This window comes from Nitrospira defluvii (genome assembly GCF_905220995.1).
GTDB lineage: Bacteria > Nitrospirota > Nitrospiria > Nitrospirales > Nitrospiraceae > Nitrospira_A > Nitrospira_A defluvii_C.
Window position 1 is genome coordinate 355,908 of record NZ_CAJNBJ010000002.1, and the last position, 26,333, is coordinate 382,240.

Below are 26,333 nucleotides of genomic sequence, written 5' to 3' on the forward strand. Positions count from 1 at the left end.
ATCGCGAGCATGTTGGCCGATCACCTTGCACAGTACACGCGTTCACTCTGTGACGACGACCTTCCGGACCTCGTGGTGCATGAGGTCAAACGACGATTGTTGGACAGCCTGGGCTGCGCATTCGGCGCCTGGAACGGCCCCCCCTGCTCCATTGCGCGCAAGCTGGCCCAGTCGGTAAAAGTGTTGAACGGTGCAACGGTGTGGGGCACAGGGCACAGAACCCTGCCGGATCTCGCGGCCTTTGCCAATGGCGCCATGGTTCGCTATCTGGATTTCAACGACACCTACCTGGCGAAGGAGCCGGCCCACCCTTCCGACAATATCGCAGCGGTCGTCGCGGCGGGAGAAGCGGTCCATGCCTCTGGCGCCCGTGTCATCCAAGCCATCGCGCTGGCCTATGAGATCCAGTGCCGGCTCTGCGATGCCGCGGCGTTGCGGCCTCGAGGGTGGGACCATGTCACGTACGGACCGATCTCCTCTGCGCTCGGCGCAGCCAAGGTGATGAAACTGTCGGAAGCGCAGACGCGTCAGGCGATCAACTTGGCCGCGGTGGCGAACGTCACCCTGCGGCAAACCCGAGTCGGCGACCTCTCCATGTGGAAAGCGTGCGCGTTCTCGAACGCCGCGCGTAACGGTCTGTTTGCGGCCCAGCTGGCCAGGCTGGGCATGACGGGACCAGCGCCGATTTTTGAGGGCGACAAGGGATTCATGAAGCTGGTGTCCGGGCCCTTCGAACTGCCGAAGCTTGGTGGTCAGCCGGCCACGACCGGCGCGTCGGTTCCCTTCAAGATTCTCGACACCTACATCAAGCATGTTCCGGTCGAGTACCATGCCCAGACGGCCGTTGAGGCCGCCTTGACGCTGCGTGCGGAGCTGATCACGGAAGGGGGGCCTGACGCGATCCACAACCTGGCCGATGTGGAGATCGGCAGTTATGAGGTGGCGCGAGAAATTATCGGGCGCGATCCGGAGAAGTGGCGCCCCGCAACGAGAGAAACCGCCGACCATAGTTTTCCCTACTGCGTCGCCGCGGCCCTGTTGGACGGCCGCCTGACACTCCAATCCTTCAGCGCTAAACGGCTGTCTGATCCGACGCTGCGCACACTCATGAGTCACATCCGCGTGGTTCGATTACCGGAATTCGACGGGGCCTACCCCGACCGGATGCCGACCCGTCTCACGGTCACCACCACCAAGGGCACCACTCACCGCACGCAAGTCGACCTGCCCTTGGGTCACCCGACTCGTCCCCTGTCGGATCAGCAAGTGGAGGATAAGTTCCGACGCCTGGCATCGAGGCGCATCAGCGCGACACGACTCGCCCGTCTCATCGAGACCGTTTGGAACTTGGAGCAGGTGGAGGACATCGCCACCGTGATGCCGCTCCTCAAGGTCACAACATGACGACCGAGCGATCGACCATCAGCAAAGGACAGCGCCTGCGGGAATTATTGGCAACCAGAACCATCGCCATGCCCGGCGCCTTCAACGCGCTGACGGCCTTGCAGATTGAGCGGGCCGGGTTCGATGCTCTCTATGTGTCGGGAGCGACCATTTCTGCCGCGCGTGGCCTGCCGGACATCGGGCTGATCTCGCTGGCGGAGATGGCGGCCGATGCCGCCGTGATCGCGAACGCCGTGGCGATCCCGGCGCTGGTCGATGCAGACACGGGGTACGGACCGCCGTCGATGGTCAGGGAGGCCGTCCGGGAGTTTGAACGGGCCGGATTGGCCGGCATGCAACTCGAAGATCAGGAAACGGCCAAGAAGTGCGGCCATCTTCCGGGAAAACGAGTGGTCCCCATCGAAGACATGGTTGCCAAGCTCACCGCTGCCGTCCAGGCACGAAGCCATCCCGATTTTCTCATTGTGGCACGTACAGACGCGCGCGCCGTCGAAGGCATGGAGGCAGCCATTCGCCGCGCCAAGGCCTATGCCGACGCGGGGGCGGATATCCTCTTTCCAGAGGCCCTGTTGTCCGCGGAGGAGTTCGGAGCCTTCGCCCGCGAGATGACACAATCCGGCGTGCACGTGCCGCTCATGGCCAACATGACAGAGTTCGGTAAGACGCCCTATTTGCGTGTGAGCGAATTTGAAGCCCTGGGCTACCGCGCGGTGCTGTTTCCCGTCAGTGCGTTGCGTGTCGCCGCGCGCGCGGTCGAGACACTTCTGGCCGAACTCACGTGCGTCGGAACTCAGCGAGAGTGGCTTGATCGCATGATGCCCAGACAGGAACTCTACGACCTGCTTCGCTATGACGATCACGACGCATCTACAGGGAGGCCCCATGAACGAGGTCATACACGAACAAGCGGCAGCTAAGGTCGCACATCACACCGGCTACAGCCCAGGACTCGAAGGCGTGATCGCCGGCGAATCAGAAATCTGCCAGGTAGATGAGGGAGACTCCGGCCTCCGGTATCGAGGGTATGCCATCGGCGATCTTGCGGACTGGAGCAGTTTCGAAGAAGTTGCCCACCTGCTGCTGGTCGGGCGATTACCGACAGGCACAGAGTTACACACATTCTCCGATCTGATCATGCGCAATCGGCAGTTGCCGGATCCGGTGGAGCGGTTCCTCGAAACCCTGCGTCCAGGGCTGCACCAGATGGACGTGTTGCGGACCGGAATGTCACTGCTGGGGATGACGGATCCCGACGCGCAGGACGCATCACCGGAAAGTACCCTTCGCAAATCGATACGGTTGTTAGGCCAAGTTCCCTGTCTCGTCGCCGAATGTCATCGGAGACTGGCAGGCGGGCAACCTGTGACGCGTGACCACTCCGGCGGATTTGCAGAGCATCTGCTGCGCCTCATCGTCGGAGAGCTACGGGGCGAGCTCGGCAGCGCCATGACGCAAGCCTTGAACGTGTCGCTGATCCTCTATGCGGAGCACGAGTTCAATGCCTCCACCTTTTCAGCCCGGGTCACGGCATCTACCCTGACGGATCTGCACGGCGCCCTGACGGCTGCGGTGGCCACCCTGAAAGGTCCGCTCCACGGAGGCGCCAATGAGGCCGTGGCCTCGATGCTGATCGAGATCGGCACGCCGGAACGGGCGGAGTCTTGGGTGCGCAACGCTCTCGCCAGTAAACATCGCGTGATGGGATTCGGCCATCGTGTGCTCAAACAGGGCGACGCCCGGTCAACGATCATCCAGCGCCATGCGGAACGTTTAAGCCGACTGTGCCACGATGGTCGGTGGTATGACATCGCTTCGACCATCGACCGCATCATGCTGGTCGAAAAGGGGCTCCGTCCGAATCTCGATTTTTACACGGCCGTCGCCTACTTGCTGATGAGTATTCCGGCTGAACTGTCTACCCCGCTGTTTGTCTGTTCCCGAATCACCGGATGGTGCGCCCATGTCATGGAGCAGCAGCAACACAATCGTCTCATCCGACCGCGGGCTCGGTATACCGGCCCGTCGCCGAGGACCTATGAGCCTCTTCACCGGCGCATCTGACCGCATCGAGCAGGCTCGCGCCGCAGCGGGATCCGCTGCTCAGCTTCCCTGGGTATCGTTCGCCGAGTTCTTTTGCTCGCGCGTCTACGACCCGCAGCTCGCCACCAGAAATTTCCTGACGTACTGCGACGAGGAGCGCCGATTGCGCCGAACCTACACCTATGCGGAGCTGGGCGCTACCGTGGAACGCCTGGCGGAGGTGCTTCACACGACGATCGGCCTCACGCGCGGCGACCGGATCGCCACGCTGCTCTTCAACGATGATGTGACGGTCCTCACCTACTTGGCGGCCTGGGTGTTGGGGATCGCGGTGGTCCCGATCAACATCGAGGAATCGACCGAGAGGAAGCGGTACATCCTCGAGCACGCCGACGTCTCGGCCGCCTTCTGCTGGGAAGATGCCTACGCCGAGATCAAGGACCTTCAAGCGCACCTTCCGTCCCTGCGCGAAGTCGTGTGCGTAGGCGACGGCGGCCTCCACGACGTGACAGGACAGCCGGTAGGCGGCAGGAAGCACAGCCCGCTTGCTTCACCTCGTCTCTGCCCCTCGACGTCGCAACTCGATGACCCGGCACTCATCGTATACACCTCCGGCACCACCGGCCAGCCGAAAGGTGTGGTCCTCACGGGGACGAATCTGCTGATCGATGCGGATGCCATCACGGCATGGCACGGCTTCGGTCTCAACGACCGTCTGATGTGCGTGTTGCCCATACACCATGTCAACGGGATCGTGGTCACGCTGGTCACGCCGCTGTATTGCAAGGGCAGCGTGGTGCTCAATCGCAAGTTCAAGACCGGCAGCTTTTGGCGGCGGATGCACGAAGAAGCCGTCACCTCCGTGAGCGTCGTCCCCACGTTGCTGGAGTTCCTCCTCGACGCCGATGAAGACCTCGCCTCCTACCGACTCGACCGCTTCCGCGGAACCATCTGTGGAGCCGGCCCCTTGCTGAAAGAGACGGCCCTGCGGTTCGAAGATCGATTCGGTTTCCCGATTTACCATGGGTACGGTTTGTCGGAGACGACCTGTTATTCATCGTTCCTGCCCACCGACCTCACCCCAGACCAGCACCGCCACTGGCTCGCTGACTATGCATTCCCCTCGGTGGGGTTGGCGCTACGGCACAACGTCATGACGATTCTGAACGACCGGGGACAGCCGCTTCCCGAAGGTGGTCGCGGAGAAATCTGCATCCGTGGACGCACCCTGTGCGCAGGTTATTATCGGCGCGACGACGCCAACGAGGCGGCATTCCAATGGGGCTGGTTCCGCTCTGGCGATGAAGGTTTCTATCGAACAGATGAACGGGGCAGGCCGTTCTTTTTCATTGCCGGACGATTGAAGGAACTCATTATTCGTGGTGGAGTCAATATCTCACCGTTGGAAATCGACGATGTCCTGAAGGGGCACCACGGCGTCAAGTTCGCCATGGCCATACCCTTTGAAAATCGCTACTACGGCGACGAAATCGCGGCCTACATTGTTCCGCACAATCCCACGGCGCCGCCCACCGAGGCAGATCTGCTGGCCCATTGCCGTAGCCGATTACCCTTCTCCAAACAGCCCAAGATCGTCATCCTCGGTGAGGAAGTACCGTATACCGCCACCGGAAAACCCAAACGACTGGAGCTACAAGCCAGGCTGGCGTCCACTTTGGCGCAGTACCGAGACAGACAATTCAGAGAGCAGGCATGACCACCATGGGTGAGGCACCACATGAGCACCCTCTTCAAAGGATTCGAACGGATCGAGGAAGCCCGTGAACGGTTGACGGGCGCGAGTTTTCTGGCCGGACTCTATGACGGGAAGCCCGACTTCACGCTGCTGCTCACTCCGCCGCAACCGCCGGAGGAAAAGGCGGCCGGTGACGCCTTTTGCCAGCGGGTCGAAACATTTTTGCGACATGAGGTCGATCCGGGCGCCATCGAACGCCAGGCCAAAATTCCCGACACAGTGATTCAGGGGCTGTTCAAGCTCGGCGCGTTCGGGATGAAAATTCCCAAGGAGTACGGCGGCCAGGGATTCTCCTATACGAACTATGGCCGCGTCCTGACCTTGATCGCCGGTTGGAGCAACATTCTCGCGCTCACCGTGGCAGTGCCGCAATCCATCGGTATTGCCATGCCGATTCTCCTCTTCGGCAACGAGGATCAGAAACGCAAGTATCTCCCGCTCGTGGCGAGGGAAGCGATCTCGGCTTTCGCCCTCACGGAACCGCTGACCGGTTCGGACGCCGCACACGTGCGAACGGAAGCAGTACTCGACCGGACCGGCAGCCACTTTCTGGTCAACGGCGAAAAACTCTGGTGTACCAACGGGCCGATCGCCCGCTACCTCACGCTCATCGCCCGCGTGCCAGCCAAGCGGGTCTTGCGGGACGGACGAATCGAATGGGTGGCCGTCCACGAAGGACAGGGGGCGGACGATCGAGTCCACACGGCCTTTATCCTCGACATGTCCGCGCCGGGCCTGTGCGTGCGGCAGCGGTGCCAATTTGAAGGCTGTCGCGGCATCGAGAACGCCCACATCACGTTGAAGCAGGTGCAGATCCCGGTCGAGAACGTGATCGGCGAGGTGGGCAAGGGGTTGAAGTATGCCCTCACCATTCTCAATGTGGGGCGCGGAGTCAGCATCCCGGCCATTTGCCTCGGCATGGCGAAACAGGCCTGGCAACCAACCCTGGATCGGGCCAATGCGCGAGTCACCTTCCAGAAGCCGCTGGCCGAACGCCAAACGCAGCAGATTCGTCTCGGGGACATGGCCGGACATCTTTTTGCCATGGAGGCCCTGGCCATGCTGGTGTGGCGACTCGCCGATCAACACCGGCACGATATCCGGATCGAAGCCGCCGTGGCCAAGGTCTTTTGCTCCGAGCATACGATTCGCTTCCTCCGCGATGCCCAGATTCTCTTCGGCGGCATGGGATATGAAACCGCAGAGTCGAAGGGCCTGCGAGGAGAACCGGCCTTCGGTATCGAACAACTGGTGCGCGATGCCGAGATGTACCGGATCGGTGAAGGCGCAACGGATATTCTTCGGCCGTTCATCGTGCGCGAAGGCTTGAGTCATCACCTGGATCGCGCCAAGGCTCTTTATGCCGGCGACCTGTCCATTCTCGACCAGTCGCGACAGGCCCTGAAGTTGGCCGGCTTCTACATCCCCTGGTACCTGAGGCAATGGCTGAAACGGCCGTTGCCGGCCTGTCCCGAGTTCACGCACCCTCAGGTAGGGACGATGGCGCGTTATGTCGAGCGCACCAGTCGACGGTTGGCCCGCGACTGCTTCCGGGCGATGGTGCAATTCCAGGCCTCATTTCAGGATGAACAACGGCTCCAGAACCTGTTCGAGTCGATCGGCGAAGATCTGCTGGCTATGTCGGCGACCGTACTGTACGCCGAAGAACAGACCAGATTGGAAGGACGGACGACGGTCTGGGAATTGGCGGAGGCGTTCTGTGCCTGCGCCAAGCGACGGGTGATCCAACGCTTCGCAGAATGCCGCGATCAGGGGGACCACTTGACCGCGACAACCGGCATGCAGGCGCTGAAGGGGTACTACCCTAGCTTGTCGTCAGGGATTGTGCACCGTCGATTGGAGGACTATCGCGCGAAGCCGCGAGCCGGGTGACGTTACGACCCGGCTGGCTTCATCCCGCCCACCAATTCGACTTTAAACGGATGCCCGGCTTCGAGAAGTGAGAGGGCACGTTGCGGAAAGGGAATGTCGATGCCCTCGGCGTCGAAAACTTTCTTGAGCCGGCGTCGATACTCGCGCCCGATTTTCCACTGCTCCGCCGGTTTCGTCTTGATGCGCGCCCGTATAGTCACGGCACTGTCGGCAAAGTTCTCTACGCCCACAATCTCGATCGGTTCGAGAATCAGGCTGCCCAACTCCCGATCTTGACGCAACTCGTCCCCGACCGCTCGCATCACCGCCACCACCCGGTCGGTGTCTTCGCGATACGCCACCCCCATATCCAACACAAAGGCCGACCAATCTTTGGTCATATTCGACAGGGTGTTGATGCCGCCGTTCGGGAACACGTGGACCACACCGGAGAAGTCCCGCAAGGAAATCGTCCGGAACGTGATGGTTTCCACTTGGCCACCGGTTCCATTAATCACCGCCACATCCCCCAGCCGGATGTGATCTTCCAGGATGATGAAAAATCCGCTGATGAGATCCCGCACGAGGTTCTGGGCTCCAAACCCGACGGCCAGCCCGATGATCCCCGCCCCGGCCAGGATGGGCGCCACGTCTAGGCCCACGACCTGCAACGATTCGATGATGACGACCGCCCAAATCGCCGTGAGCGCGATGGTCCTGAGGATTCCGGTCAAGGTAGCGGCCCGTTTCTGCGCCGTCCCCGCCTGCTGATCTACCGTGTCGCTCGCGGCCACCATCACCCGTTCCAGTTGCAGCAGCCCCAGGCGGGAAAACCGCAGCGCGATATAGCCGACCACAAAGACCAATCCCACACGTAAGAGGGCCAGGCCCACAGTGGTGGCCATGCTGATCAGCCAGGGCCAGGCAGTCTCGATCGAGAATCCGGTCATCATGCATGTTCTCCTTTCACATGGTCGGTCGAACGGCTAGGCAACAACGAACCCGCCGGTTGCAATGCGTCCCGATCCTGGGTTTCGAATCGTCGGATACGCTCGGCCTGGGCATGGACGGTCTCGGCTAAACGATCGACCTCACGAGCCCGCCGCAATCGCGCCCCCAGCGAAACGATCGTCACGAGACAGGCTCCGAGCGCGGCCGATCCCAGGATGATCAGGACGAGGGTCGTTTCATAACTCCACAGCAGAAACCGCACACCGACGGTCTGCATGTTTTGGAGCGCGAATACCGCCAACACGAACAGCCCCGCCAACGCGATGCCCCTGCTCACCATACGACTCCTCTCGATCGTTCCACCTCGATCACCCGGCTGCCCGACCGCTGCCCCGCAGCCATACCCAACCAACCATGCCCGCAACCGTCGAGGCGCAGAGAATCCCGACCTTGGCCGACAATTGCAACGGACCGGGCGGAAAGGCCAGCCCGGCAATGAACAGCGACATGGTGAACCCGATGCCTGCCAGCACGCCAATGCCGGCCAACTGTCGCCAGGTGACCCCTTCCGGCATCGACACGAGTCCCACTCGCAACGCAGCCCAGGTGGCGAGCAGAATACCGACCGGTTTTCCCACGAACAACCCCGCCATGATACCCAGGGCGACCGGATGCGTCAGGTGAGTCCATCCATTCGCATCGAGCGTGATGCCGGCATTGGCCAAGGCAAAGAGCGGCATCACGACGACGGTCACCCAGGGATGCAAGGCATGCTCCAACCGTTGCAAGGGCGTCTCCACGTCCTTCACCTCCATCTCCAGCCGCTGCGTCACCTGATGACGCTCTGTGTTGGCCAACGGCGGCCGATCGGCGGAGGTGACCTCTTCAAAGCGTTTCAATAGCGCCTGCCCTCTCGCTACAAACTCGCTGCCGCTCACGCATGTGCGGGCCGGAATCGTCATGGCCGCCAGGACGCCCGCGATGGTGGCATGCACACCGGAGAGGAGAAAGGCCAGCCAGAGTCCACCGATTCCCAACAACGCATACACAAGGGGATGCCGGATCCCTACGACGTTCGCCGCCATCAGCAAGAGGAGAAACAGCGCCCCGATGCCCAGGTTCAGCCAGGATATGGTCGAGGTGTAAAACAGCGCGATGACCAACACGGCCATCAAATCGTCGCCGATCGCCAAGGCGGTGAGGAATACCTTGAGCGACAGGGGCACCCGCGGTCCCAGCAGCGCCAAGACGCCGAGGGCGAAGGCGATGTCGGTGGCCATGGGAATGCCCCACCCCGCCGCGCCGGGGCCTGTGCCGTTCACGAGCAGATACAGCGAGGCCGGTACGATGGTGCCGCCGAGCGCCGCGACCAACGGAAAGGCTGCGCGGCGCCACGAAGCCAATTCCCCGACCAGCACTTCACGTTTGATCTCCAACCCGATGACGAAGAAGAACATCGCCATCAGGCCGTCGTTGATCCATTCCAATAACGTTTCCGTCAAGCCATGCGAGCCGACCACCAGGCTGATGGGCGTGCTCCACAGACCCGCGTACGAGGCGGCCCAGGGCGAATTGGCCCAGAGCATGGCCACAACCGTCGCGCCCAAGAGCAACAGGCCGCCGCTGGACTCAGCATGGACGAACGTATCAAAAGGTTCCACCACCGGACGGATCAATGGTGCCTTGCGGTCGTCCGAGTGGCGTCGTTGGCTGAGTCCCATGCTTTGACTGCTTCGCCTCACCTGTATGCCCTTCGCTCATCGTAGTGGGAGGGCATCGTCTATGCAAGCGAAGGCGCGGCGATCTTGCGCACACTGATGGAAGAAGCAACCTACTTGGCGATGGTGATGGCGGGAGTGGGCGTCTTAGAGATGTCCGTGACGGTCATCTGGTAGAGCTGTGCCAGCACGCGAAACGTGCCTAGATTCCACGGGTCCAACTTGCCGGCCTCATTGGAGGCCTTGGCGATGGAGTACCAGCGATTCTCGAATTTCACCGAGAAGGCGGCATTGTCCGGTCGGGAGTCGGCTTCCACGATGTCGAGCGTGCGCACCGGATTGAGCACAACCTCGCCCGTACGTTCGTCAGGCTCAACCTGAAATTCAGGGTCTGCGGCGATGCCGTTCGCAAGAAACCGCATAATCTTATTGAAGCTGCGGATGACCAAAAATCCGTGCAGGGGATAGTCCCCGCCCGGCCCGTCCGGCCGGATATCGATGAGGATATAGTTCCGTGGATATCGTTGCGCTTCCTCGTGCAGCAGGCGACGCTCCTCATTGGGCAATTGCATAGGATCGTAGTTCGTGATGACCGTCCGACCTGTGACCCGGCGCCGGACGGTGAGGGCGGGCTCCTCATTCACGCCGCCGATAGCATACCCGCGATCCAGTGCGTCGATGATCTTATCAAGCCCTCGCACCACATCGCCGGAACCCGAACGAGCGGAGAGCGGCAGCGCCAGGGTCTGCTCGAAGATCAACGGCGTCACTTGGAGCTCCCGCGAAAGGTTCAACGCCGAAAGATGCATCACGCGGCGGCGGAACTCCCTATACTCGTCCTCGAAATACGGCATGTTACGGTAGAAGGCCGACTCGCCGTAGCCGCTGGCTTGGATGCCGCTCGCCATCAGGCGCAGGATGATCGCGGGTTCGACGCCCTGCTGAAACATGAAGGTAACGCGGCTTTCATCGAACGGGGTGAGGATGCGGCTGGTAAACTCTTCGCCCTGAATCGGCACAATCGTCATGGTCGGGCGTTCGGCCATACTGCCGCCGAACGACAGGCCGAGCGAGTCCGGCCCCGGCGAGACGAAGGTATGCGTCAAGCCGGCATTCGCCTGGAATTCGAACGTCGCTGCCACACTGGACACGCCGGTAAAGTGCTGCGGGAGAAAATGCCTCGACCGGGCGATGTTGAGGAGCAGCATTTCGGCTTCGACCCGTCCCACCGCTCGGTCGTATTCGAGCACGGCTTGGTGAAGCGCAATGGGCGAGAGACAGCCAGCCGACAGGAGAGACAGGAGCCCCAGCACGACGGCGCTCAGCACTGTCCGCAGACTCGATGGCTGCACCCTGCCGAGGTTCATCAATCGCCTATCGCTCCAATGCCGCGAGTTGCTTCCGCGCCGCGTCCACTTTGTCGCGATGATCCGGCTGGGCCTCAGCCAGCTTGACGTAACTACGATAGGCCTGAATTGCATCACCACGCTGGTTTTGCGTGATGAACGCCTCACCGAGGTTGAAGTAGGCGACGGGATCGTTGGGCTGCAGTGACGCCGCCGTGCGAAACGCGGTCAACGCCTCATCCACCTGGCCCTTACTCAGCAAGGCTACCCCCAGATTGTTCTGGACTGCCACGTTCTTCGGCGAGGCCTGCAAGGCCATCCGATAGGCGGCAATCGCTCCGTCGAGATCGCCCTTTTTCTGCAGCAGAACCGCCAGGGCTTCCTGCGAAGACGCATGGGTCGGACGGTAGGCCAACATGGCACGGTACTCGCCGATGGCTCCATCGGTGTCTCCGGCCCGGTCCAGCAACTGGGCGACATCGTAGTGGGCCACCCCCTGTTCGGGGTCTAATTTCAAAACCTCACGGAACGCAGCCAGCGCTGCGTCAAACTCGCCTTTGGCTTTCAGCGCCAACCCGAGGTTGTAATGGGCATCCGCATTCTGAGGTTGCAGGCGAACGGCCGTACGTCCGGACCCGATGGCGCCGTCGAGCTCCCCCTTCGCCAACAGGGCGGCGCTGAGGTTCAAACTGTACAGGGCGGCCGCCGGCCCGGCTTGGAGCCTTAACGCCGCGCGATACTCTCCGATGGCCTCGTCGAGTAATCCCTTTCGTTGCAACACCAGCCCCAGGTTGTTATGGGCTGTCGCGTTGTCCGGCTGCAGCCGCAAGGTCTCGCGGTATTCCTCGACCGCTCCGTCGACCTCATCCTTCGCTTCCAACGCCAGGGCAAGATTGTGATGGGGAGCGGCATTGCCGGGTTGAAGTCGAATAGCATATCGATAGGCCTCGATCGCCTCGTCGAGCTTGCCCTTCTCACTCAAGGCCACGCCGAGGTTATTGTGAATGGCGGCAAACTCGGGTTGCACGGACAGCGCGGCTCGATACTCGTGAATGGCTTCATCGAGCGCCCCCTGCGCCGCCAATGACAGCCCCATGGCGTGGCGAGCCTCGGGAAAATCGGCCCGTTTCTGAAGCGCCGCTTTAAATTTCTCCACCGCCTCTGCGTAATTGCCTTTCGTGTGGAGTGCCACACCGGCGTAGTACAGGCTCTCGGCTTCGCCGGTCTGCACGCCTGACCGCGGCTTTTGGGGAATGATCTGAGGACTAGATGCCCGATGACGATGCGAGGAGCGTTTTTTCGCTGCCGGTTTAGCCTCGTGGGCATGGGCTGCCAAGAGTTGCCCGCCGAAGCAGAGCATCGCGAGCAGGGCAACAGAACAACGAGAGAAAGACGAGGTCATCGCTACCCGTGTGCAAGATCAAAAGGTGCGGTATCTTGCCCAGCGAGCGCAAACAAATCAAGCCCTGGTGAACAGCCGCTTCCACCTCGACCTCTCGACCAGCGACGCAGTTTTCCTCACGCCGTCGGTAGACACTTCAGGGCTTCTTCGGCTATGATGGCGATTCGTTTCAGCCAGCCTTTGATACGACCGTGGCGGTGTAGCTCAGTTGGCAGAGCAGCGGACTCATAAACCGCGTCTCGTTTCTCCCTTTCACACGCAAAACTCCACAAACTCCAAGAGAATCGCAGCGTCCAGCGCACTTTCTCGTTTTCCGACATCCGATCTCTTCCCGCCCAAACCGACCAGTTCCGGCCTCCTGGTGAACATCTGGTGAACATATTGAGGAAGTCGCAACCAAAGGAACTGTTCAAATTAGCAGACTGCTTGTCTCCAGTAGGGACAGATCCTCAGCGCATGATCACTTTTCCGGTCTGGCTCCAATAATAGTAAATCGAGAAATTTGGATAGATCGCGCCAAGGGTGTTCTGACCTGCAACCGTGAATAAGCAGCCGACTGCCCCTACCCAATGTTCTCCGAGCCGATACTGGATCGTCGGTTGAACCCCGAGGGAGTTGAACCCATGACGCCCTCCGACATTGATATCCTTGCCATCGGCCCGCCAAGGAAGGCCATGGAAGCCCACGAACTCCAGGTTGTACCCCAAACCCCGCTTGTCGTTGAAGATGTGTTCAACAATCAGGCGCGTGTTGATGATATCGGCTGGATAGGTCGTCTCCCCCGCATCGCTGCCGGGAAGATGGTACGAATAGAACACACCGCCGCTCACGCGAAACGGTTGCAGGTTCTTCCGAAACATCACCCCTTCCGTCCAGGTCAACGACCCGAATCGAGAGGCTGGAAGTCGCCCCAGCGGCGCAAAGCCGCCTGGAGGGCTTTCACTCCCCGTCACCCAACGACTGGTCGGTAACACAATCATGTTGAACGTTGTGATGGAAGGACGCCATCCATCCGGATCTTGAATAATCGGCCGGTATTTCAAGTACACCTGTGTATCGCCCAGGCCGGAATCCGTAGTCCACGGCCCCCCCTTTCCCTGATTAAACTGCGCGCTGGAATTCGCCCACCAGAATGAGCCCGAGAGACCGACATTGAGCTCGAAGTGGCTCGTCAGGCCATAGGCCATCGTGACGACTGGTGCTATCTGATACGAGTGGACAGGGGAGGAAGTGCTCTTGGTAGTCAGATCGTTTCCGAATTGTTTCTCACTAATCTGAGAAAATAAGAACGGATGGAAGGTGAACTGTCCCTTCGGGTGGATGTCAACCCCACTAATAAAAATCGGCCCGTTCGACAGCGGATTCCAGCTTTTCCGGTACTTTTGCATCTCTTGATCGGTGGGCACCCAATCCAGCGCATGTGACACCCCTCCTCCCGTGAGCTCGAAACAAAGGATGATCCCGAGGATACATGCCACTTCGGAAAAGCATGTCCGGAGGACTAGTTCCTGTGGTGTCCGGCTGTGCAGAGTTCTGCACACATAAGGCTGTTGCTTCATTCAATCCTCGCCTATGACATTGAGTCATGTTGATCAGTCCATGATTCGACTGCTTCAAAACCCCACCCCGCGAGTCTCTACCACGCGACACCGTGACCAAACTGTGAGATCGCTTACACAAGCCTGGTGAGCAGATGATAGGCGAGTGCGGAAAGAAGTCCGGAAGCAGGAAGCGTGACGACCCACGCCAGGACCATGTCACGCACCGTGGACCATCGAACGGCACTGACGCCTTTCAACAATCCAATGCCAATGATCGCCGAACTGCTGACGTGGGTCGTCGAGACCGGCAACCCCATCACGGCGGAGACCATCACCAGCGAGGAGGTCGTGAGATTCGCAGATAATCCCTCACCGTGATCCATCCGTGTGACCTTCTCCGCAAGGACTTGGGTGACACGGAGTCCTGCCAGGTAGCTCCCGACGCCCATCGCCATCGCCACGCCGATGAGTGCCACACCTTGATAGGCCGCGCTGGGCCAAGTCGCGACAGCGCTTCCGAGCAGCAATATCGCCGCAATCTTGGGGGCGTCGTTCGTTCCACGAGCCAGCGAAGCCAATCCGCTTGAGCACCAATGGATACTGTCCAACCCAACAACGAGCCCGCTCAGTCCCGCCCGGTCGCACTGAACCGGAACGGCCACCACCGGTCGCCCCAGAGCCGCGGTCTGAAACAAAGTACGTGTGGCTCCCTGCGCATCGATCATGACCAGCGCCCTGGCGGTCGGCATCACACAAACACAGGCTCCTTCCCATCGAGCCGCGAGCGTGCGGACAAGACGATGCACAATGACAGAGACCATCAGGGCCAGCACGGGACTGAGGATGAGCGGCAAGACAATCTTCCTTCCAATTCCCTTCCACAGAAGCCCCTCACTTCCAAATGCGACGAGGCCTACCCCGACGATCGCGCCGGTTAACGCATGGGTGGTGGATACAGGGAGGCCGCTCCAGGATGCGGCCAGTACCCACAGGACCGCGCCAATGAGCACGGCGGCGGCGATGGGCGGCGATGCGGGAGCGTCTGGCGCCAGCAGTCCTTGGCTGAAGGTCTTCACCATCGCGGTGGCGACCAATCCCGAGAGCCCAGCGCCGATCATTGTCCAGAGCGTTCCCCAGAGGATCGCGGTCCGGTAGTTGGTCACCCCGCTGCCAACGAGGGTGGCAATTGCTTTGGACACATCGTTCGCGCCGTTGGCGCAAGCCAGAGACAACACGAGGACGAATGTGAGGATCGATAACTCCATACGAGTCGGCCAGCTATGCTGTCGTGACCGCCCCGCCGCAAGACGAGCCGGCACCGGCCGTGCAGGCGTAGCAGTGATTCCTCGTCACAATCCTGCGTGCGCTCAGGCGGGTCGGATCGAAGTCACGAATATGGCGTGGCATTCCCTTGTCGACCGGCAGGTTGAGCATCTGATTAAAGTCGCAATCGTACAGGGTGCCGTCCCATCCCACGGAAATCATCGACCGGCACATGACGCCGGCGGCAGCGGCCGGGTTGAACGCAGTGGCCAATCGATCCATGTAGGCCTCATAATTGCCGCTCTCGATCAGGAACTCCAGGAACCGACTGATGGGCATATTCGTGATGGTGTAGAGACGGTTGAACTCGACGCCGTGCCGGCTCCGGAGTTCTTTTCTAAACTGCGCTTCGATGGCCTCTTGCTTGGGAGGGAGAAACGCGCCGACGGGATTGTAAACGAGGTTCAAAACAAGGCCGCTGTCCGGTCGACCGTATCCGAGGCGATTCAAGAGTTTGAGGGCCTCGATCGATTTCTCAAAGATCCCTTCTCCCCGCTGCGCATCGGTCTGGCTAGCACGATAGGCCGGAAGCGACGCAATGACTTCGACGCGATGGGCAGCCAGAAACTCGGCAAGATCTGCTTGGGAGGGAAGCAGCAACACGGAGAGATTGCAGCGATCCATCACATGACGGCCGAGCGCACGAGCCTGTTCGACCAGCCAACGAAAGTTCGGGTTGAGCTCGGGTGCGCCGCCGGTGATGTCGACGGTTAGAACGTCGGTCCTGGCCAACGCCGCGAGACAGAGTTCGGCGGTCTCCTTCGACATCGTTTCGGTGCGGTCCGGCCCTGCATCGACGTGACAATGCCGGCAGGTCTGGTTGCAGAGCTTGCCGACGTTGATCTGAAAGACCGTGATCCCTGTGGCGTGGAGCGGGAACAAGTCGGCCTGATTGAGTCGCCTTTCAAACGGAGGACAACCGGCCGTTTCTGTCAGCACCTTGAGCTGTTCAGCGGAAGAGGCGAGCGGGTTGTGTCGTCCGAGCAAGGTCAGCGCCATCTCTATATCCGTGAGCAAGCGAGAAGCACCTCAGAAAACCACCATGGCATCAGCGGGTGTGCCCCATGCCGGCCAACACCATTTCCGGGAATCGCAACTCACAGCATCCGAAGTTGAGCGCCCGTCCCTGCCGATTGGCCAGCACGCGTTGGACCCTCGGCAGGATTCGATAACAGACCTGCTTGCCGTCCCGAAGCCCCTCAATCAATCCGGCATCCCGGAGAATCCGGAGATGATGGGAGATGTGCGGTTGCGGACAGCGTAGCTGCCGGACGAGTTCCGTCACGCACTTCTCCTCGATCAGTAACGACTCCAGTATACGCAACCGGGTGTGATCCGCCAGGGCCTTGAGAATCGTGGCGCATTGGTCTGCGGTGAGCATGTCGCCGGGTGAGGCGGGCTTCATCAGCAGCAGCCTCCATCGGGTGAACAGGTGACCTCGCCGCCATTCACGCGTTGGCCGGCGCGGTTGATGATGGCGAAATGCGGAGCATACCCGTCGGTTGCCAATACCTTGAGGGTCTTGGAGCAGACTTCCAGCGGTTCTCCCCGTCGGTAGACGTGATGATCGTCATCGGCAGCTTCGAGAAATGGGCCCGCGAGCAGGGCAAAGTCTCCTTGCCACACGCAAGAGGCTTGCGAGGGCAACACCGCCCACCAGCGCGCATCCGCTCGGTCGAGCACGATCGGTTCATGGGACAGCACAAAATACGGGGCGAGCGGGGGTTGACTCAGCAGCAGAGCCGTGTCCGGCCCGATCGGTCGCGGAATACCTCGCTGGTAGCTGGCTCCACGTTCATCCACCACAAGGCTAAATGGTCCGCGGAGTGTCGCGTAGCGAACGGCGGGTCCCGCAGGATGCGGTGGGAGTTTGTAGCCGGTCAGCGTTACGGAGAAGAAGTGAATCCCATCGATGACTTGCCAGGGAGAGAACTTGACGAGATGGATACCGAGAAACCCGGCTTCCACCATGCCGACACTGTAGGCCGCGAGCGTCAATGCGCCGGAGAGACACTCACCCCATTTTTCAGCATCATGCACCAAGTATTGCGGGACGGCTTGGTCTGACACGATATCGGAAATCGTAAAACGCCCACCCGGTTTCGTGACGCGGAACATCTCACGGAAGACCCTGCGCTTATCAGGAGCCAGGTTGATGACGCAGTTGGAAATGATCAGATCGATCGTGTTGTCGTCCACCGGCATCGCATCGGCCATGCCCTTTCGGAACTCCACGTTCGAGGAGGCATAGCCCAGATTCGCTGCAACAATCGGCGCATTGCGGCGCGCAATCTCCAGCATCGCGTCCGTCATATCGAGACCGATCACACGGCCGGTCGGTCCGACCAACCGCGAGGCTTCGAAGCAGTCGATTCCTCCGCCGGAGCCGATGTCCAGGACCGTCTCACCGGGGCGGACCGTCTTCAACCCGGCGGGCGTGCCGCAACCATAGGAAATCTTGAGCACCTCTTCTGGGATAAACGTCTTCAGGTCGGCGAAGTCGTAACTCGTCGGACAGCACATCTGCTCGCCTGCGGCGGCAGCCCGCGCGTAGCGGTCACTGACTTTTTGCGTGATTTCGTCTATCGGCATGGTCCCCTCGTCGCGACTGTATATATAGAGATCCCTCTATGTGTCAATCTTGCCCTATGAGAGCGATCGCATCCTTATAAATAGGTGGATAGGTCCATATACAGGGAAGCACATGGACCTTCTGTAAGCTGGCTTACAGTCACACGGCCGCCAGTCTCTCGGCTGTGGACGCGCTGGAGTAGAGTCGGACGTTCAAGAGGATCATTACGGGTCGGAAACGAACAAACGGACACACTCCCCCCTTGACTCCGTACTATGGTACAGGGTGTATCGTCACACATGAGGTGCACATGACAACCGAACTCACAATTGGGCAGCTTGCAAAGGATGTTGGGGTGAATATCGAAACGATTCGCTACTACGAGCGACGCAGCTTACTCGACCCCACCTCGCGGCTGCCGTCCGGCTATAGACTCTACAACAGCGAGGCGCAGCGACGTCTCCGCTTCATCAAGAACGCCCAGGCGTTGGGTTTTACGCTCCATGAGATCGAAGAACTCCTCGATCTTCGGGTCAGATCGAAAGCCCGGTGCGGTGATGTGCAGCGGAGGGCGGAAGCCAAGCTGAGGCACGTGGAGGCAAAAGTGCGCGACTTGCAGGCACTGGCCAGGGCACTACGAAGCTTGCTTCGCGACTGCCGGGCTGGCCAGCCAACTGATCGGTGTCCAATTCTCAAGGCCCTGGAGGATGAAATGCACGGAAAGAGACGCACAGCGCGAAAGGAGGTGAACGGATCGGGAAGCGGACCTTCGGAATTGCTTAGGTGACGTCAGGAATTGATCCACACCTGCCAGGCTGTTTCGTCCAGCCACAACGGCAGAACCATACAAGCCTGATTAGAACCTATCTCAAAATTATTGACAGCATGACAGTCCGTCCGTATAGGTGCTCCCATGCTGCGGTTGCGCGACGATCAATGGGAGCGGATTCGGGATCATTGTCCTGAAGAGCACATCCCGGACACTCGCCCGGGCCGCAAACCGATCCCAACCCGGGCCGTCCTGGAAGCGGTGCTCTGGATTCTGAACACCGGGGCGCAATGGCACCTGCTCCCGCAGTGCTATCCCAACTACAAGACCGTGCATCGCCGGTTCCAACAGTGGTGTCAACGGGAGGTCCTGCGAGAGGTCCTCACCCAGCTGGCAAACACGCTGCGTGACGAAGGGGCCATTGATGAACGCGAGAGTTTCATTGATGCCACGTTTGCGGCGGCCAAGGGCGGCGGCGAGGCCATTGGACTTACGAAGCGCGGCAAGGGCGTGAAAATCCTGGCGATTGTGGATCGGCACGGACTGCCCCTCTCCGTGAGCACGCATGCGGCGAATCATCATGAAGTCACCCTGGTCCAACTCAGTTTCGACTTCTACATGCTCGAGGCCAAGCCCGAGCATCTCATCGGGGATCGGGCGTATGACAGCGATGGCCTCGATGCCGACCTCCACCAAGACGGGGTGAACCTGATCGCGCCGCATCGATCCACTCGCAAACTCAAGACCCAGGATGGGCGGCACCTACGCCGGTACCAACGCCGCTGGCTCGTTGAACGGTTCTTTGCCTGGCTCCAGTGGAAACGCCGACTCCTCGTTCGCTGGGAGTACTACGCCGCCAATTTTCTCGGGTTCGTGCAGCTCGCCTGCATCACGATGCTCCTCAAACAATTTTGAGATAGGTTCTAGAGAAAAAAGGAGATTCCACGATGGTGACCACAAAGCGAAGGGTTGAGGTATTCACGGCTGGCTGTCCCATTTGTGATAACACAGTCAAGCTGGTCAAGTCTTTAGTCTGCCCCAGTTGCGACCTACAGATCTACGATCTACGGGAGGGCTGCGCGACGAACGAATGCCGGGACAAAGCGAGACGCTACGGGATCACCGCAGTCCCGGCCGTCGCGGTTAACGGTGTGTTGTTGGACTGTTGCCGGCGGGAACCGATCACAGCCGATCGCTTAAGGGCTGCTGGCGTCGGACAGGCGTGATGGTAAGGGCGAACATCAGGGAGGCATGACTCCATGAACCGGAACCGTCTCATGACTTTGGGCTTAACAGGCGCAGCGTTGACAGCACTCTGCTGTTTCACGCCGATTCTGGTCGGGCTGCTGGGTCTTCTCGGCCTGGGAGCGGTCACGGGCTACCTGGACTATGTGCTGCTCCCCGCCCTAGCCGCCTTCCTTGGCTTGGCCCTGTACAGCCTGTCTCGGAGAAATCGGGATGACGTCTCCGGCTGTTGTTCGCATCATTCCGCAAAAGAACACGGTAAACCGGAAGGATGACAAAACTCATGACCGAAGAACAAAAAGAGATAAGGTCAGATGCCGAAAGTTTATTTCAAGAGCTGCGTCGCCTCAGTCCGAAGGTCACCGGCGGGCTGCTTCGCATGCGACAGGAGGCGTACCGCGACGGGGTTGTTTCCGCCAAATACAAGCTCCTCACGGCAATGAGCGTCTCAATCGCCATCCGATGTGAGCCCTGCATTCGAGCCTACGTCCAAATGGCGGTCGAAAAGGGCATTACTCTGGACGAATTGATTGAATTCCTCGAAGTCGCGATGACCATGCAAGGCTGCCCTGGCGAGGAATGGGCACTGAAGGCCTATGCCGTATACAAGGACTGCACGAGTTGTCGGCCGACTTCGGATGCGTCAACCTGCTGCGAACACCAGTCTATGAGCCAGAACAAGAATGCGGAGGGCGGGTCATGAACCGACAGATCGTGACCATGATACTAGCGATGTGCATGACACTCATAGGGATCGCCGGCCTAGGCACGCAGCACGCGTCCGCAGCCAGCATCCTGATCCACATGAAGACCTCGCTGGCAGAGGACGATGCGCAAATTTGTGCCGTGCCGAATGTGGCTTGGGCGGCCGTCAAGGCGGGCCATAAGGTGACAATTCTGGTTGATGCCAGCGCGGTGACATCAGTGACCAAGGGGTTTGGCTTTTTTCGCAGACTGGTCGGTTCGGACAGTACCGCGCTCGAACGAGCGGGGCTGCCGGAGCGAGAACGGCAGAGCGTCTCCGAACAGATGGGCGTACCCCTGGAGCAGGTCCCGCATAACTACGGGGAGTACTTTGAGATCCTCAAGAGCAAGCTGGGCGTTGAAATCTATGGCAATCAGACCATGATGCTGCTCTACAAGATCGATCCGGCTCGAGTCGCCTCTTCAGTAACCCCCCTTCCGCTGGAAAAGATGGTGGGCCTGTTCGTATCAGCCGATCATGTGATCGTGTACTGAGCTTCAACCGACAAGGAACTGTGTGATTATTGGGAAGCTATTGAAGTGAATGTCCATGTCCGGCCGAAATCGGTGCTGTGGACACGAACGATCCGTTCACCCCGAAAGGCCTTCGACCGTACGGTGAAGGAGATGGCACCCTGCCGGGACACCTGAATGTCTTCAAAATGCGGGGCGCGATCCCCCTGGAAATTGTAGTGGCGGCAGTCAGCTTTTCCTTTAGGAGCACAAAAATCGGGTTTCACAACCGGATCGATCAACTCCTCAGGGAGAGACGTGGGATACCACGCTCGAAACTGTCCGCACGCATCGAAGCTCACACTCACACCATTCCCAATCCAGACCAGCGTCTGCTCATCGACCACCAGATAGTTGTGGCGCTCGCGCTCGACCAGTTCTGCGGCATTCTTGGATCCGATGGCGCCCCCGTTCCCTAATGTACGCCAACCTGGGTCCTGGGTCTTGTGGCCCGGAGAGTTTGCTGTATGCTCCGACGCGCACTGGACGCGAAACACTTCGCCGGTATAGTGGAGCGGAAGGTTCTCATAGTACCGAACGACCTTCAGCTTGAAATGAGGTTCATACAAAACAGCCTCGTCGAGTTTCTGCGTGGCTTGACTGCACGAGACTAGCGCGATGTTCCAGATCGTCGTCATCACGATAATCTTGAGGAAGAACCGCCCAGGCGAAGCGATCATATGGTGTGGCAAGACAACGATCCCCTACCGCACCTGCGGCCAGCCGCGCTTCCACAAGCATTGCCCAGACGACAGGTAGTCTTTGGATCGGCACCACTCAAGGCAAGCTACTGTCGGGTAATGCGTCGTCCTCAGATATGCGTATCTGCCGTCGGGTTGCTTCTTGAACACTTCCCACGGGCCGGTCCGATTGCCCCATATGGAGATCTCCGAGAACGCCACGCCTTCAAATGACTCCAAGTCCTGCGCCAGGTTGCAGCGAAACAGAAATGTGTCTTGCACGCCGTTGATGAAGTAATCATCACCCAGCGCATACTCGGCATACACAAAGGCCCCTAGTGGATCTGGTGTGTCAAACTCAGCGGCATCCGCAACGCCCGCCAACATCAGACCAAGCAGCATGCCTATTGACACACACACCTGAATGCTCTCCCGCATCATGTTGGTATCTCGAATCGCATGCCCCCTGTGGGGAGAATGTCTCCGACTCATACCCGAACCCATGCGCTCTTCCATTGTAACCAACGAATGCTGCGCTACAAGCCGAATTGCCATATTCGACAGTGCAGGGGAGTAGTTGTCGTTCAATGGGAATCGCGCGCGATTATTGTACTCACTCAGGCATTGGCATGGGACCTATTCTCTTGACGACACAAAGTCTTGATGACGAAACTCCAACCAGGTGCGTTGCAGGTCCAAAGTCAGCCGCTTCGCGGCATCGTTCATGGTCACCACCCGAAGCGTATTCGGTGCACCTTCATAGGTTGGCGGCCACCAGGGTCGCCCATCAGGGCCGGCGGGGCGAAACCAGATGACGGGATACCATTGGTTGATGCCCGGGGCCATCGGGCGATCCAGCGTGGCCATGCTCCGGCCTTCCCCGCGCAGCAGCACCGCTCCTGTCTTGACGTCGATCAGCGCGGCCTCAAGCAGCGACCAGTTGTCCCGTCGCAAGCCAGGCTGGCTGTGCGAATGCCACCCCAGGAAGACGGTTTGCGGATATTCTTGCTCCATGGCGGAAGCCACAACGACCAAAAGATAGTTCACGTCATGCGACTGTGCCAATTCGAGCAATGGACTGAGATCGCCCCTTGGCTGTACGCCTTCGGCTGGCAGGAGCGTCTCGACCGTGAGCGGAAGTGACTGACCGAGTCGTTCCTTCAGCTGCTCCGTGAGTCGAGTCTGCGCTTCGTCCGGCAATACCGGTGCGGCTCCTTCAGCCGTCTGATCGGCGATTACGAGGAGGCCGGTCCGGCCCTTGCGGTCGGAAAGCGGGTTCAGCGATTCCAGTGTCGGAACCGGATGCGTGCCGACATACTGGTTCATTCGGCTCGGTGGCGAGGCGGTCGCACAACCAGCCAGGACAACGACGACCGTCATTCCCATCTGCAGAGTCATCCAAGATGTCGGAGCCATGGCTACCGCCCTCCTCTCGCTCGTGGGCGGACACCCACCCGGCGGCTTGACTTTACCGGTCGAGTGTCCGCGGCACCCGTCGGCTAGAACGTAATGACCTGATAGCCTTGCGCCACCAGCTTTTTGAAGCTGGGATGTCCGTCGTACTCCCCTGCCAGCTTCACCCCGCATGCAACCACTTTGTCCTTCACGCCAAATGCTCCCGCGCAGAACTCGCAGGCCCCGCCGATCCGATCTTTCACCGCATTGTAGAGCCCGTGCAGCTTGTGATCGGGCTTTTCCAACTCGGGAATCCACTTGGGCCCGGCGCCGTCGAAGATGAGCTGAACGTCGTCATGACCGTCCTTGAACTCCTTGACGGATTCCAGGGCATTCACCACACGGCCTAACCCTTCGTGTGTTTCCGTGTCGGCCAACACGACAATCGCGACTTTGGACATGGTGCACTCCTTTCAGAAGCCAGTATGTGAGAGATGAGAAGAATCGCCGCCTGCGACCAGTGCGGAGGCGGCATCATGCCGCCACGACCTCGCACTCTACCGCGCACAGCCCAGGCCCATCTGTAGCCTAGCTTACAAAACGAATTCTCCGTGTTTTTCTGCAAGCGGTGAGGTGCCTTACAGAACGAGGTCGTCTCAGCCGCTAGGATCACGCTCAAGATGCAAACACACCGATCACTCACGAGGAGGTGCGTCATGACCTGCGAACGATGCAATGGCCTGATGGTCAGCGAGCAGATTTGTGATCTGCGAGGGACAAGCGGCGATCTCAGTGTGGACGGCTATCGTTGCCTGCTCTGCGGCGATGTGGTCGACAAGACGATTCTCGCTAATAGACGGTGTTCATCCGAGACGGTCGAACCGCCCACGGTCTACAGCCCTCCGATGCCAAGACTCGTGGCGGCATAAGGCGAGAAGCATAATCGAAGCGATCATGCCCTTCCCACGACTGATTGAAGGTTGATCGAGGAAGGAGATGTGCCATGACACGTCAAGACGAACCGGTAATGGCCCTTCGAATCCAACTCCACCAACTGCCCTGTCCAACTTGTGGCCGTCATGACCTGGAGCCGATGCTCCAATGTGATTACTACCCGGACGGCTGTCTCTGGCTGGTTCGCTGCGAAACGTGCCGGGCGCAATACCATCTGGATCATCGGAGCGGGCCTGCTTGGATCGACGATGCACGGACTGTTGCGCCTGCAGACCCGGCGGCCACTGAACACTCTTAACGGACAGAAGGGAGGCTCCCATGCGAATCCATGAGGTCATGTCCACCGGAGTGGTGACGGGTGCACCGACGGACTGCGTGCGGGAGATCGTCATCAAAATGTTGAGCCGGCATTGCGGGGCGATTCCAATCGTGAACGGCAATCATGAATTGCTCGGCATCGTGACCCTGCGCGACGTGATGTTGCCGATGTATCCCAACTACGGCGACTACATTCATGACGCGGTGCACAGTCGGGACTTTCTGGAAATGGAGCAGAACTATCCCGAGGTGCTGGCGAAGAAGGCCGAGGAGATCATGGTGCCTAATCCGCTGACCGTTTCGCCGGAGACGCCCATCCTCGAGGCCGCTTCGTATATGGGGCTCAAGAACTTCCGGCGCATCCCGGTCGCCGACCATGGCAAGCTCGTCGGCATGGTCAGTATCGGCGACATTCACCGAGGACTCTTCTTTGCGCGCGGAGGTTGTGAAGCAGAGCCATGACCAGAGGAGAGGGAAGGATTCAGCCTTCTGAGAAGTTCATGAACCGCCGGTCGTTACTGTACCTCGGCGCGAAAGCGGCGTTCGGTTTCTGCACCGCGCTGAGTCTCCTAGGAGGTCTGTCTGCCTGCTACCGCGCCCCGGGTACCGCGCGTGACCAACTGATTTTCTTCTCGGAGGAAAAAGAACTGCAATTTGGACTGAGCGCCTACCGGGAAGTGTTGCGGCAAGCGCGGCTGTCCGAAAACGCCGGGATCAATGACATGGTCCAACGGGTTGGACAGCGGATCGCCAAGGCCGCCAACAAACCCGAGTATCAGTGGGAATTTGCGGTCATCGAAGAGGACCAGATGATCAATGCCTTCGCGCTGCCCGGCGGCAAGGTGGCGGTCTTCACCGGCATTCTGAAGCACACCAAGAACGAGGCGGGGCTCGCCACTGTGATGGGGCACGAAGTGGCCCATGCGCTGCAGCGCCATGGGGTGGAACGCATGAGTCGCAGCATCCTCGATCAGATTGCCCAGCTCGGAGCCCTGGGGGCTGCCGCGTCAGGCCACTCGAGCGGAGCGGCGATTCAGGGGTTGTTAGGGGCATACGGTGTCAACGTGTCGCTGCCCTTCAATCGGAAACAGGAATCGGAGGCGGATTACATCGGCCTGCGGTTGATGGCACAAGCGGGCTATGACCCGCGCGAAGCGGTGCCGTTCTGGGAACGGATGAACGGGTGCCCCAAACAGATGATCGGAAAACTCTGCTTTCGATCGCAACATGCCATTCCCGAGTTTCTCTCCACGCATCCCTCCGATGTGACCCGGATCAATCAGATCGAAGCCTGGCTCCCCGAAGCCTTGCAACACTACCACGTCCCTGGTGGTGGATCCATCCAACCGCCGCCAATTCCCTATCGACCGTTGATCGGACCGATGCCTCAAGTGAGTAGCCTTTCGAACACAGCTCGCATGTCTACACAACAGATAGAGGAGTGAAGGCGAGCTCTTTGGAGGAATTAGTGACAGCTCAAGCGTGATAGCTATTGCGCCTTAGTCTGGACCGATCAGTCCAGAACAAGGTTGTTATCTCGATACAGAAGGGAGGTGAACGCATGCCACTCGCACAATTAAAAGGGCTCAGCGGGTATCTCAGCGCGGAGCAGAAGGCCGAACTGATCCGCAAGGTCACGGACGGATCGTGTCAGTTGAAGGAGAAGGGTTGCGGTCCGTGACCTGGGTCATCATCGAAGGAGTTCCCTCGGGGGACTGGGGCGTCGGCGGGACACCCGTCACGACCGAGGCTCTGAAGAACATGGCCACGCAGGGCCGCTAACGTGAGAG

General features: G+C 59.8%; 27 protein-coding genes and 1 pseudogene. 14 read left to right on the forward strand and 14 right to left on the reverse strand.

The genetic code is table 11. The features are described from left to right. Nucleotides 1-9 precede the first annotated feature (9 nt). The 5 genes from KJA79_RS08965 to KJA79_RS08985 are packed head-to-tail and all read left to right on the forward strand — an operon-like array spanning nt 10 to nt 7,093. A complete protein-coding gene (locus KJA79_RS08965; RefSeq protein WP_213041697.1) occupies nt 10-1,404 on the forward strand; it encodes an MmgE/PrpD family protein in 1,395 nt (464 codons plus the stop codon). Then, nucleotides 1,401-2,321 carry a methylisocitrate lyase gene (gene prpB / locus KJA79_RS08970; RefSeq protein ID WP_213041698.1) on the forward strand — a complete coding sequence of 307 codons (921 nt, stop codon included), beginning with the start codon at nt 1,401-1,403 and terminating at the stop codon, nt 2,319-2,321. The genes KJA79_RS08965 and prpB overlap by 4 nt, the downstream gene beginning before the upstream one ends. Beyond that, nucleotides 2,287-3,465, forward strand: coding sequence for a citrate/2-methylcitrate synthase (locus KJA79_RS08975; protein ID WP_213041699.1), 1,179 nt, complete (start codon nt 2,287-2,289; stop codon nt 3,463-3,465). The genes prpB and KJA79_RS08975 overlap by 35 nt, the downstream gene beginning before the upstream one ends. Then, nucleotides 3,440-5,161: a class I adenylate-forming enzyme family protein gene (locus tag KJA79_RS08980; RefSeq protein ID WP_213041700.1), complete on the forward strand. Its 1,722-nt coding sequence runs from the start codon at nt 3,440-3,442 to the stop codon at nt 5,159-5,161. Before KJA79_RS08975 ends, KJA79_RS08980 begins: the two co-directional genes overlap by 26 nt. 21 nt (nt 5,162-5,182) lie before the next feature. Then, nucleotides 5,183-7,093, forward strand: a complete 1,911-nt coding sequence (locus KJA79_RS08985; RefSeq protein ID WP_213041701.1) for an acyl-CoA dehydrogenase family protein — start codon at nt 5,183-5,185, stop codon at nt 7,091-7,093. A gap of 2 nt (nt 7,094-7,095) precedes the next feature. Here KJA79_RS08985 and KJA79_RS08990 read toward each other — a convergent pair whose 3' ends face one another. The 10 genes from KJA79_RS08990 to KJA79_RS09035 form a co-directional block, all read right to left on the reverse strand. Next, nucleotides 7,096-8,025: a mechanosensitive ion channel family protein gene (locus KJA79_RS08990; RefSeq protein WP_246507526.1), complete on the reverse strand. Its 930-nt coding sequence runs from the start codon at nt 8,023-8,025 to the stop codon at nt 7,096-7,098. After that, a complete protein-coding gene (locus tag KJA79_RS08995; protein WP_213041702.1) occupies nt 8,022-8,363 on the reverse strand; it encodes a LapA family protein in 342 nt (113 codons plus the stop codon). Before KJA79_RS08995 ends, KJA79_RS08990 begins: the two co-directional genes overlap by 4 nt. A gap of 28 nt (nt 8,364-8,391) precedes the next feature. After that, nucleotides 8,392-9,744, reverse strand: a complete 1,353-nt coding sequence (gene nhaA, locus KJA79_RS09000; RefSeq protein WP_213041703.1) for a Na+/H+ antiporter NhaA — start codon at nt 9,742-9,744, stop codon at nt 8,392-8,394. Nucleotides 9,745-9,854: 110 nt separating this feature from the next. Continuing rightward, nucleotides 9,855-11,108, reverse strand: coding sequence for a hypothetical protein (locus KJA79_RS09005; RefSeq protein WP_213041704.1), 1,254 nt, complete (start codon nt 11,106-11,108; stop codon nt 9,855-9,857). Between the two features lie 7 nt (nt 11,109-11,115). Next, entirely contained in the window at nt 11,116-12,447 is a 1,332-nt protein-coding gene (locus KJA79_RS09010; protein WP_213041705.1) for a tetratricopeptide repeat protein, read from the reverse strand. A gap of 491 nt (nt 12,448-12,938) precedes the next feature. Next, nucleotides 12,939-13,916: a hypothetical protein gene (locus KJA79_RS09015; protein WP_213041706.1), complete on the reverse strand. Its 978-nt coding sequence runs from the start codon at nt 13,914-13,916 to the stop codon at nt 12,939-12,941. A 245-nt stretch (nt 13,917-14,161) separates the two neighbouring features. Next, a complete protein-coding gene (locus KJA79_RS09020) occupies nt 14,162-15,295 on the reverse strand; it encodes an inorganic phosphate transporter (RefSeq protein WP_213041707.1) in 1,134 nt (377 codons plus the stop codon). A 13-nt stretch (nt 15,296-15,308) separates the two neighbouring features. Further along, entirely contained in the window at nt 15,309-16,352 is a 1,044-nt protein-coding gene (arsS, locus tag KJA79_RS09025; RefSeq protein ID WP_213041708.1) for an arsenosugar biosynthesis radical SAM (seleno)protein ArsS, read from the reverse strand. A gap of 49 nt (nt 16,353-16,401) precedes the next feature. Beyond that, a complete protein-coding gene (locus KJA79_RS09030; RefSeq protein WP_213041709.1) occupies nt 16,402-16,758 on the reverse strand; it encodes an ArsR/SmtB family transcription factor in 357 nt (118 codons plus the stop codon). After that, nucleotides 16,758-17,945 carry a methyltransferase domain-containing protein gene (locus KJA79_RS09035; protein WP_213041710.1) on the reverse strand — a complete coding sequence of 396 codons (1,188 nt, stop codon included), beginning with the start codon at nt 17,943-17,945 and terminating at the stop codon, nt 16,758-16,760. Before KJA79_RS09035 ends, KJA79_RS09030 begins: the two co-directional genes overlap by 1 nt. Nucleotides 17,946-18,235: 290 nt before the next feature. Here KJA79_RS09035 and KJA79_RS09040 point away from each other — a divergent pair, with 290 nt between their 5' ends. From KJA79_RS09040 to KJA79_RS09060, 5 genes are all read left to right on the forward strand, one after another. Next, nucleotides 18,236-18,712 carry a heavy metal-responsive transcriptional regulator gene (locus KJA79_RS09040; RefSeq protein WP_213041711.1) on the forward strand — a complete coding sequence of 159 codons (477 nt, stop codon included), beginning with the start codon at nt 18,236-18,238 and terminating at the stop codon, nt 18,710-18,712. Between the two features lie 126 nt (nt 18,713-18,838). Further along, nucleotides 18,839-19,609, forward strand: a complete 771-nt coding sequence (locus KJA79_RS09045) for an IS5 family transposase (RefSeq protein WP_213041712.1) — start codon at nt 18,839-18,841, stop codon at nt 19,607-19,609. Between the two features lie 344 nt (nt 19,610-19,953). Then, a complete protein-coding gene (merF, locus tag KJA79_RS09050) occupies nt 19,954-20,214 on the forward strand; it encodes a mercury resistance system transport protein MerF (RefSeq protein ID WP_213041713.1) in 261 nt (86 codons plus the stop codon). An 8-nt stretch (nt 20,215-20,222) separates the two neighbouring features. Further along, the gene (locus tag KJA79_RS09055; protein ID WP_213041714.1) at nt 20,223-20,642 is read left to right on the forward strand and encodes a carboxymuconolactone decarboxylase family protein; all 420 of its coding nucleotides are present in this window, start codon (nt 20,223-20,225) and stop codon (nt 20,640-20,642) included. After that, the gene (locus KJA79_RS09060) at nt 20,639-21,178 is read left to right on the forward strand and encodes a hypothetical protein (protein ID WP_213041715.1); all 540 of its coding nucleotides are present in this window, start codon (nt 20,639-20,641) and stop codon (nt 21,176-21,178) included. Before KJA79_RS09055 ends, KJA79_RS09060 begins: the two co-directional genes overlap by 4 nt. Nucleotides 21,179-21,204: 26 nt before the next feature. Here KJA79_RS09060 and KJA79_RS09065 read toward each other — a convergent pair whose 3' ends face one another. The 4 genes from KJA79_RS09065 to KJA79_RS09080 all read right to left on the reverse strand — a co-directional run bounded on the left by KJA79_RS09065 (nt 21,205) and on the right by KJA79_RS09080 (nt 23,732). Further along, the gene (locus KJA79_RS09065) at nt 21,205-21,876 is read right to left on the reverse strand and encodes a hypothetical protein (RefSeq protein WP_213041716.1); all 672 of its coding nucleotides are present in this window, start codon (nt 21,874-21,876) and stop codon (nt 21,205-21,207) included. 24 nt (nt 21,877-21,900) lie between these two features. Beyond that, on the reverse strand, nt 21,901-22,317 hold the full coding sequence (locus KJA79_RS09070; RefSeq protein ID WP_213041717.1) for a hypothetical protein: 417 nt from the start codon (nt 22,315-22,317) through the stop codon (nt 21,901-21,903). Between the two features lie 195 nt (nt 22,318-22,512). Then, nucleotides 22,513-23,292: a hypothetical protein gene (locus tag KJA79_RS09075; RefSeq protein WP_213041718.1), complete on the reverse strand. Its 780-nt coding sequence runs from the start codon at nt 23,290-23,292 to the stop codon at nt 22,513-22,515. Between the two features lie 83 nt (nt 23,293-23,375). Continuing rightward, nucleotides 23,376-23,732, reverse strand: a complete 357-nt coding sequence (locus tag KJA79_RS09080) for a DsrE family protein (protein WP_213041719.1) — start codon at nt 23,730-23,732, stop codon at nt 23,376-23,378. A gap of 255 nt (nt 23,733-23,987) precedes the next feature. Here KJA79_RS09080 and KJA79_RS09085 point away from each other — a divergent pair, with 255 nt between their 5' ends. The 4 genes and pseudogenes from KJA79_RS09085 (at nt 23,988) to KJA79_RS23150 (ending at nt 26,325) form a co-directional block, all read left to right on the forward strand. Next, nucleotides 23,988-24,200 (forward strand): hypothetical protein, encoded by a 213-nt coding sequence (locus KJA79_RS09085; RefSeq protein WP_213041720.1) that lies wholly within the window; start codon nt 23,988-23,990, stop codon nt 24,198-24,200. A gap of 343 nt (nt 24,201-24,543) precedes the next feature. Then, nucleotides 24,544-25,005 (forward strand): CBS domain-containing protein, encoded by a 462-nt coding sequence (locus KJA79_RS09090; RefSeq protein WP_213041721.1) that lies wholly within the window; start codon nt 24,544-24,546, stop codon nt 25,003-25,005. Then, entirely contained in the window at nt 25,002-25,988 is a 987-nt protein-coding gene (locus KJA79_RS09095) for a M48 family metallopeptidase (protein WP_213041722.1), read from the forward strand. Before KJA79_RS09090 ends, KJA79_RS09095 begins: the two co-directional genes overlap by 4 nt. Before the next feature lie 116 nt (nt 25,989-26,104). Next, nucleotides 26,105-26,325 (forward strand): annotated as a pseudogene (locus KJA79_RS23150) (tautomerase family protein). Nucleotides 26,326-26,333 lie beyond the last annotated feature (8 nt).

Bases quoted from the DNA above. Each gene is read 5' to 3' on its own strand.
- KJA79_RS08975 (WP_213041699.1), top strand. From the start codon at position 2,287: ATGAACGAGGTCATACACGAACAAGCGGCAGCTAAGGTCGCACATCAC.
- KJA79_RS09020 (WP_213041707.1), bottom strand. From the start codon at position 15,295: ATGGAGTTATCGATCCTCACATTCGTCCTCGTGTTGTCTCTGGCTTGC.
- KJA79_RS09090 (WP_213041721.1), top strand. From the start codon at position 24,544: ATGCGAATCCATGAGGTCATGTCCACCGGAGTGGTGACGGGTGCACCG.
- KJA79_RS09005 (WP_213041704.1), bottom strand. From the start codon at position 11,108: ATGAACCTCGGCAGGGTGCAGCCATCGAGTCTGCGGACAGTGCTGAGC.
- KJA79_RS08990 (WP_246507526.1), bottom strand. From the start codon at position 8,025: ATGATGACCGGATTCTCGATCGAGACTGCCTGGCCCTGGCTGATCAGC.
- KJA79_RS09040 (WP_213041711.1), top strand. From the start codon at position 18,236: ATGACAACCGAACTCACAATTGGGCAGCTTGCAAAGGATGTTGGGGTG.
- KJA79_RS08965 (WP_213041697.1), top strand. From the start codon at position 10: ATGTTGGCCGATCACCTTGCACAGTACACGCGTTCACTCTGTGACGAC.
- KJA79_RS09055 (WP_213041714.1), top strand. From the start codon at position 20,223: ATGACCGAAGAACAAAAAGAGATAAGGTCAGATGCCGAAAGTTTATTT.
- KJA79_RS09070 (WP_213041717.1), bottom strand. From the start codon at position 22,317: ATGATGCGGGAGAGCATTCAGGTGTGTGTGTCAATAGGCATGCTGCTT.
- KJA79_RS09095 (WP_213041722.1), top strand. From the start codon at position 25,002: ATGACCAGAGGAGAGGGAAGGATTCAGCCTTCTGAGAAGTTCATGAAC.
- merF (WP_213041713.1), top strand. From the start codon at position 19,954: ATGAACCGGAACCGTCTCATGACTTTGGGCTTAACAGGCGCAGCGTTG.
- nhaA (WP_213041703.1), bottom strand. From the start codon at position 9,744: ATGGGACTCAGCCAACGACGCCACTCGGACGACCGCAAGGCACCATTG.
- KJA79_RS09045 (WP_213041712.1), top strand. From the start codon at position 18,839: ATGCTGCGGTTGCGCGACGATCAATGGGAGCGGATTCGGGATCATTGT.
- arsS (WP_213041708.1), bottom strand. From the start codon at position 16,352: ATGGCGCTGACCTTGCTCGGACGACACAACCCGCTCGCCTCTTCCGCT.
- KJA79_RS09080 (WP_213041719.1), bottom strand. From the start codon at position 23,732: ATGTCCAAAGTCGCGATTGTCGTGTTGGCCGACACGGAAACACACGAA.
- KJA79_RS08985 (WP_213041701.1), top strand. From the start codon at position 5,183: ATGAGCACCCTCTTCAAAGGATTCGAACGGATCGAGGAAGCCCGTGAA.
- KJA79_RS09030 (WP_213041709.1), bottom strand. From the start codon at position 16,758: ATGAAGCCCGCCTCACCCGGCGACATGCTCACCGCAGACCAATGCGCC.
- KJA79_RS09010 (WP_213041705.1), bottom strand. From the start codon at position 12,447: ATGCTCTGCTTCGGCGGGCAACTCTTGGCAGCCCATGCCCACGAGGCT.
- KJA79_RS09060 (WP_213041715.1), top strand. From the start codon at position 20,639: ATGAACCGACAGATCGTGACCATGATACTAGCGATGTGCATGACACTC.
- KJA79_RS08995 (WP_213041702.1), bottom strand. From the start codon at position 8,363: ATGGTGAGCAGGGGCATCGCGTTGGCGGGGCTGTTCGTGTTGGCGGTA.
- KJA79_RS08980 (WP_213041700.1), top strand. From the start codon at position 3,440: ATGAGCCTCTTCACCGGCGCATCTGACCGCATCGAGCAGGCTCGCGCC.
- prpB (WP_213041698.1), top strand. From the start codon at position 1,401: ATGACGACCGAGCGATCGACCATCAGCAAAGGACAGCGCCTGCGGGAA.
- KJA79_RS09035 (WP_213041710.1), bottom strand. From the start codon at position 17,945: ATGCCGATAGACGAAATCACGCAAAAAGTCAGTGACCGCTACGCGCGG.
- KJA79_RS09085 (WP_213041720.1), top strand. From the start codon at position 23,988: ATGACCTGCGAACGATGCAATGGCCTGATGGTCAGCGAGCAGATTTGT.
- KJA79_RS09065 (WP_213041716.1), bottom strand. From the start codon at position 21,876: ATGATCGCTTCGCCTGGGCGGTTCTTCCTCAAGATTATCGTGATGACG.
- KJA79_RS09075 (WP_213041718.1), bottom strand. From the start codon at position 23,292: ATGGCTCCGACATCTTGGATGACTCTGCAGATGGGAATGACGGTCGTC.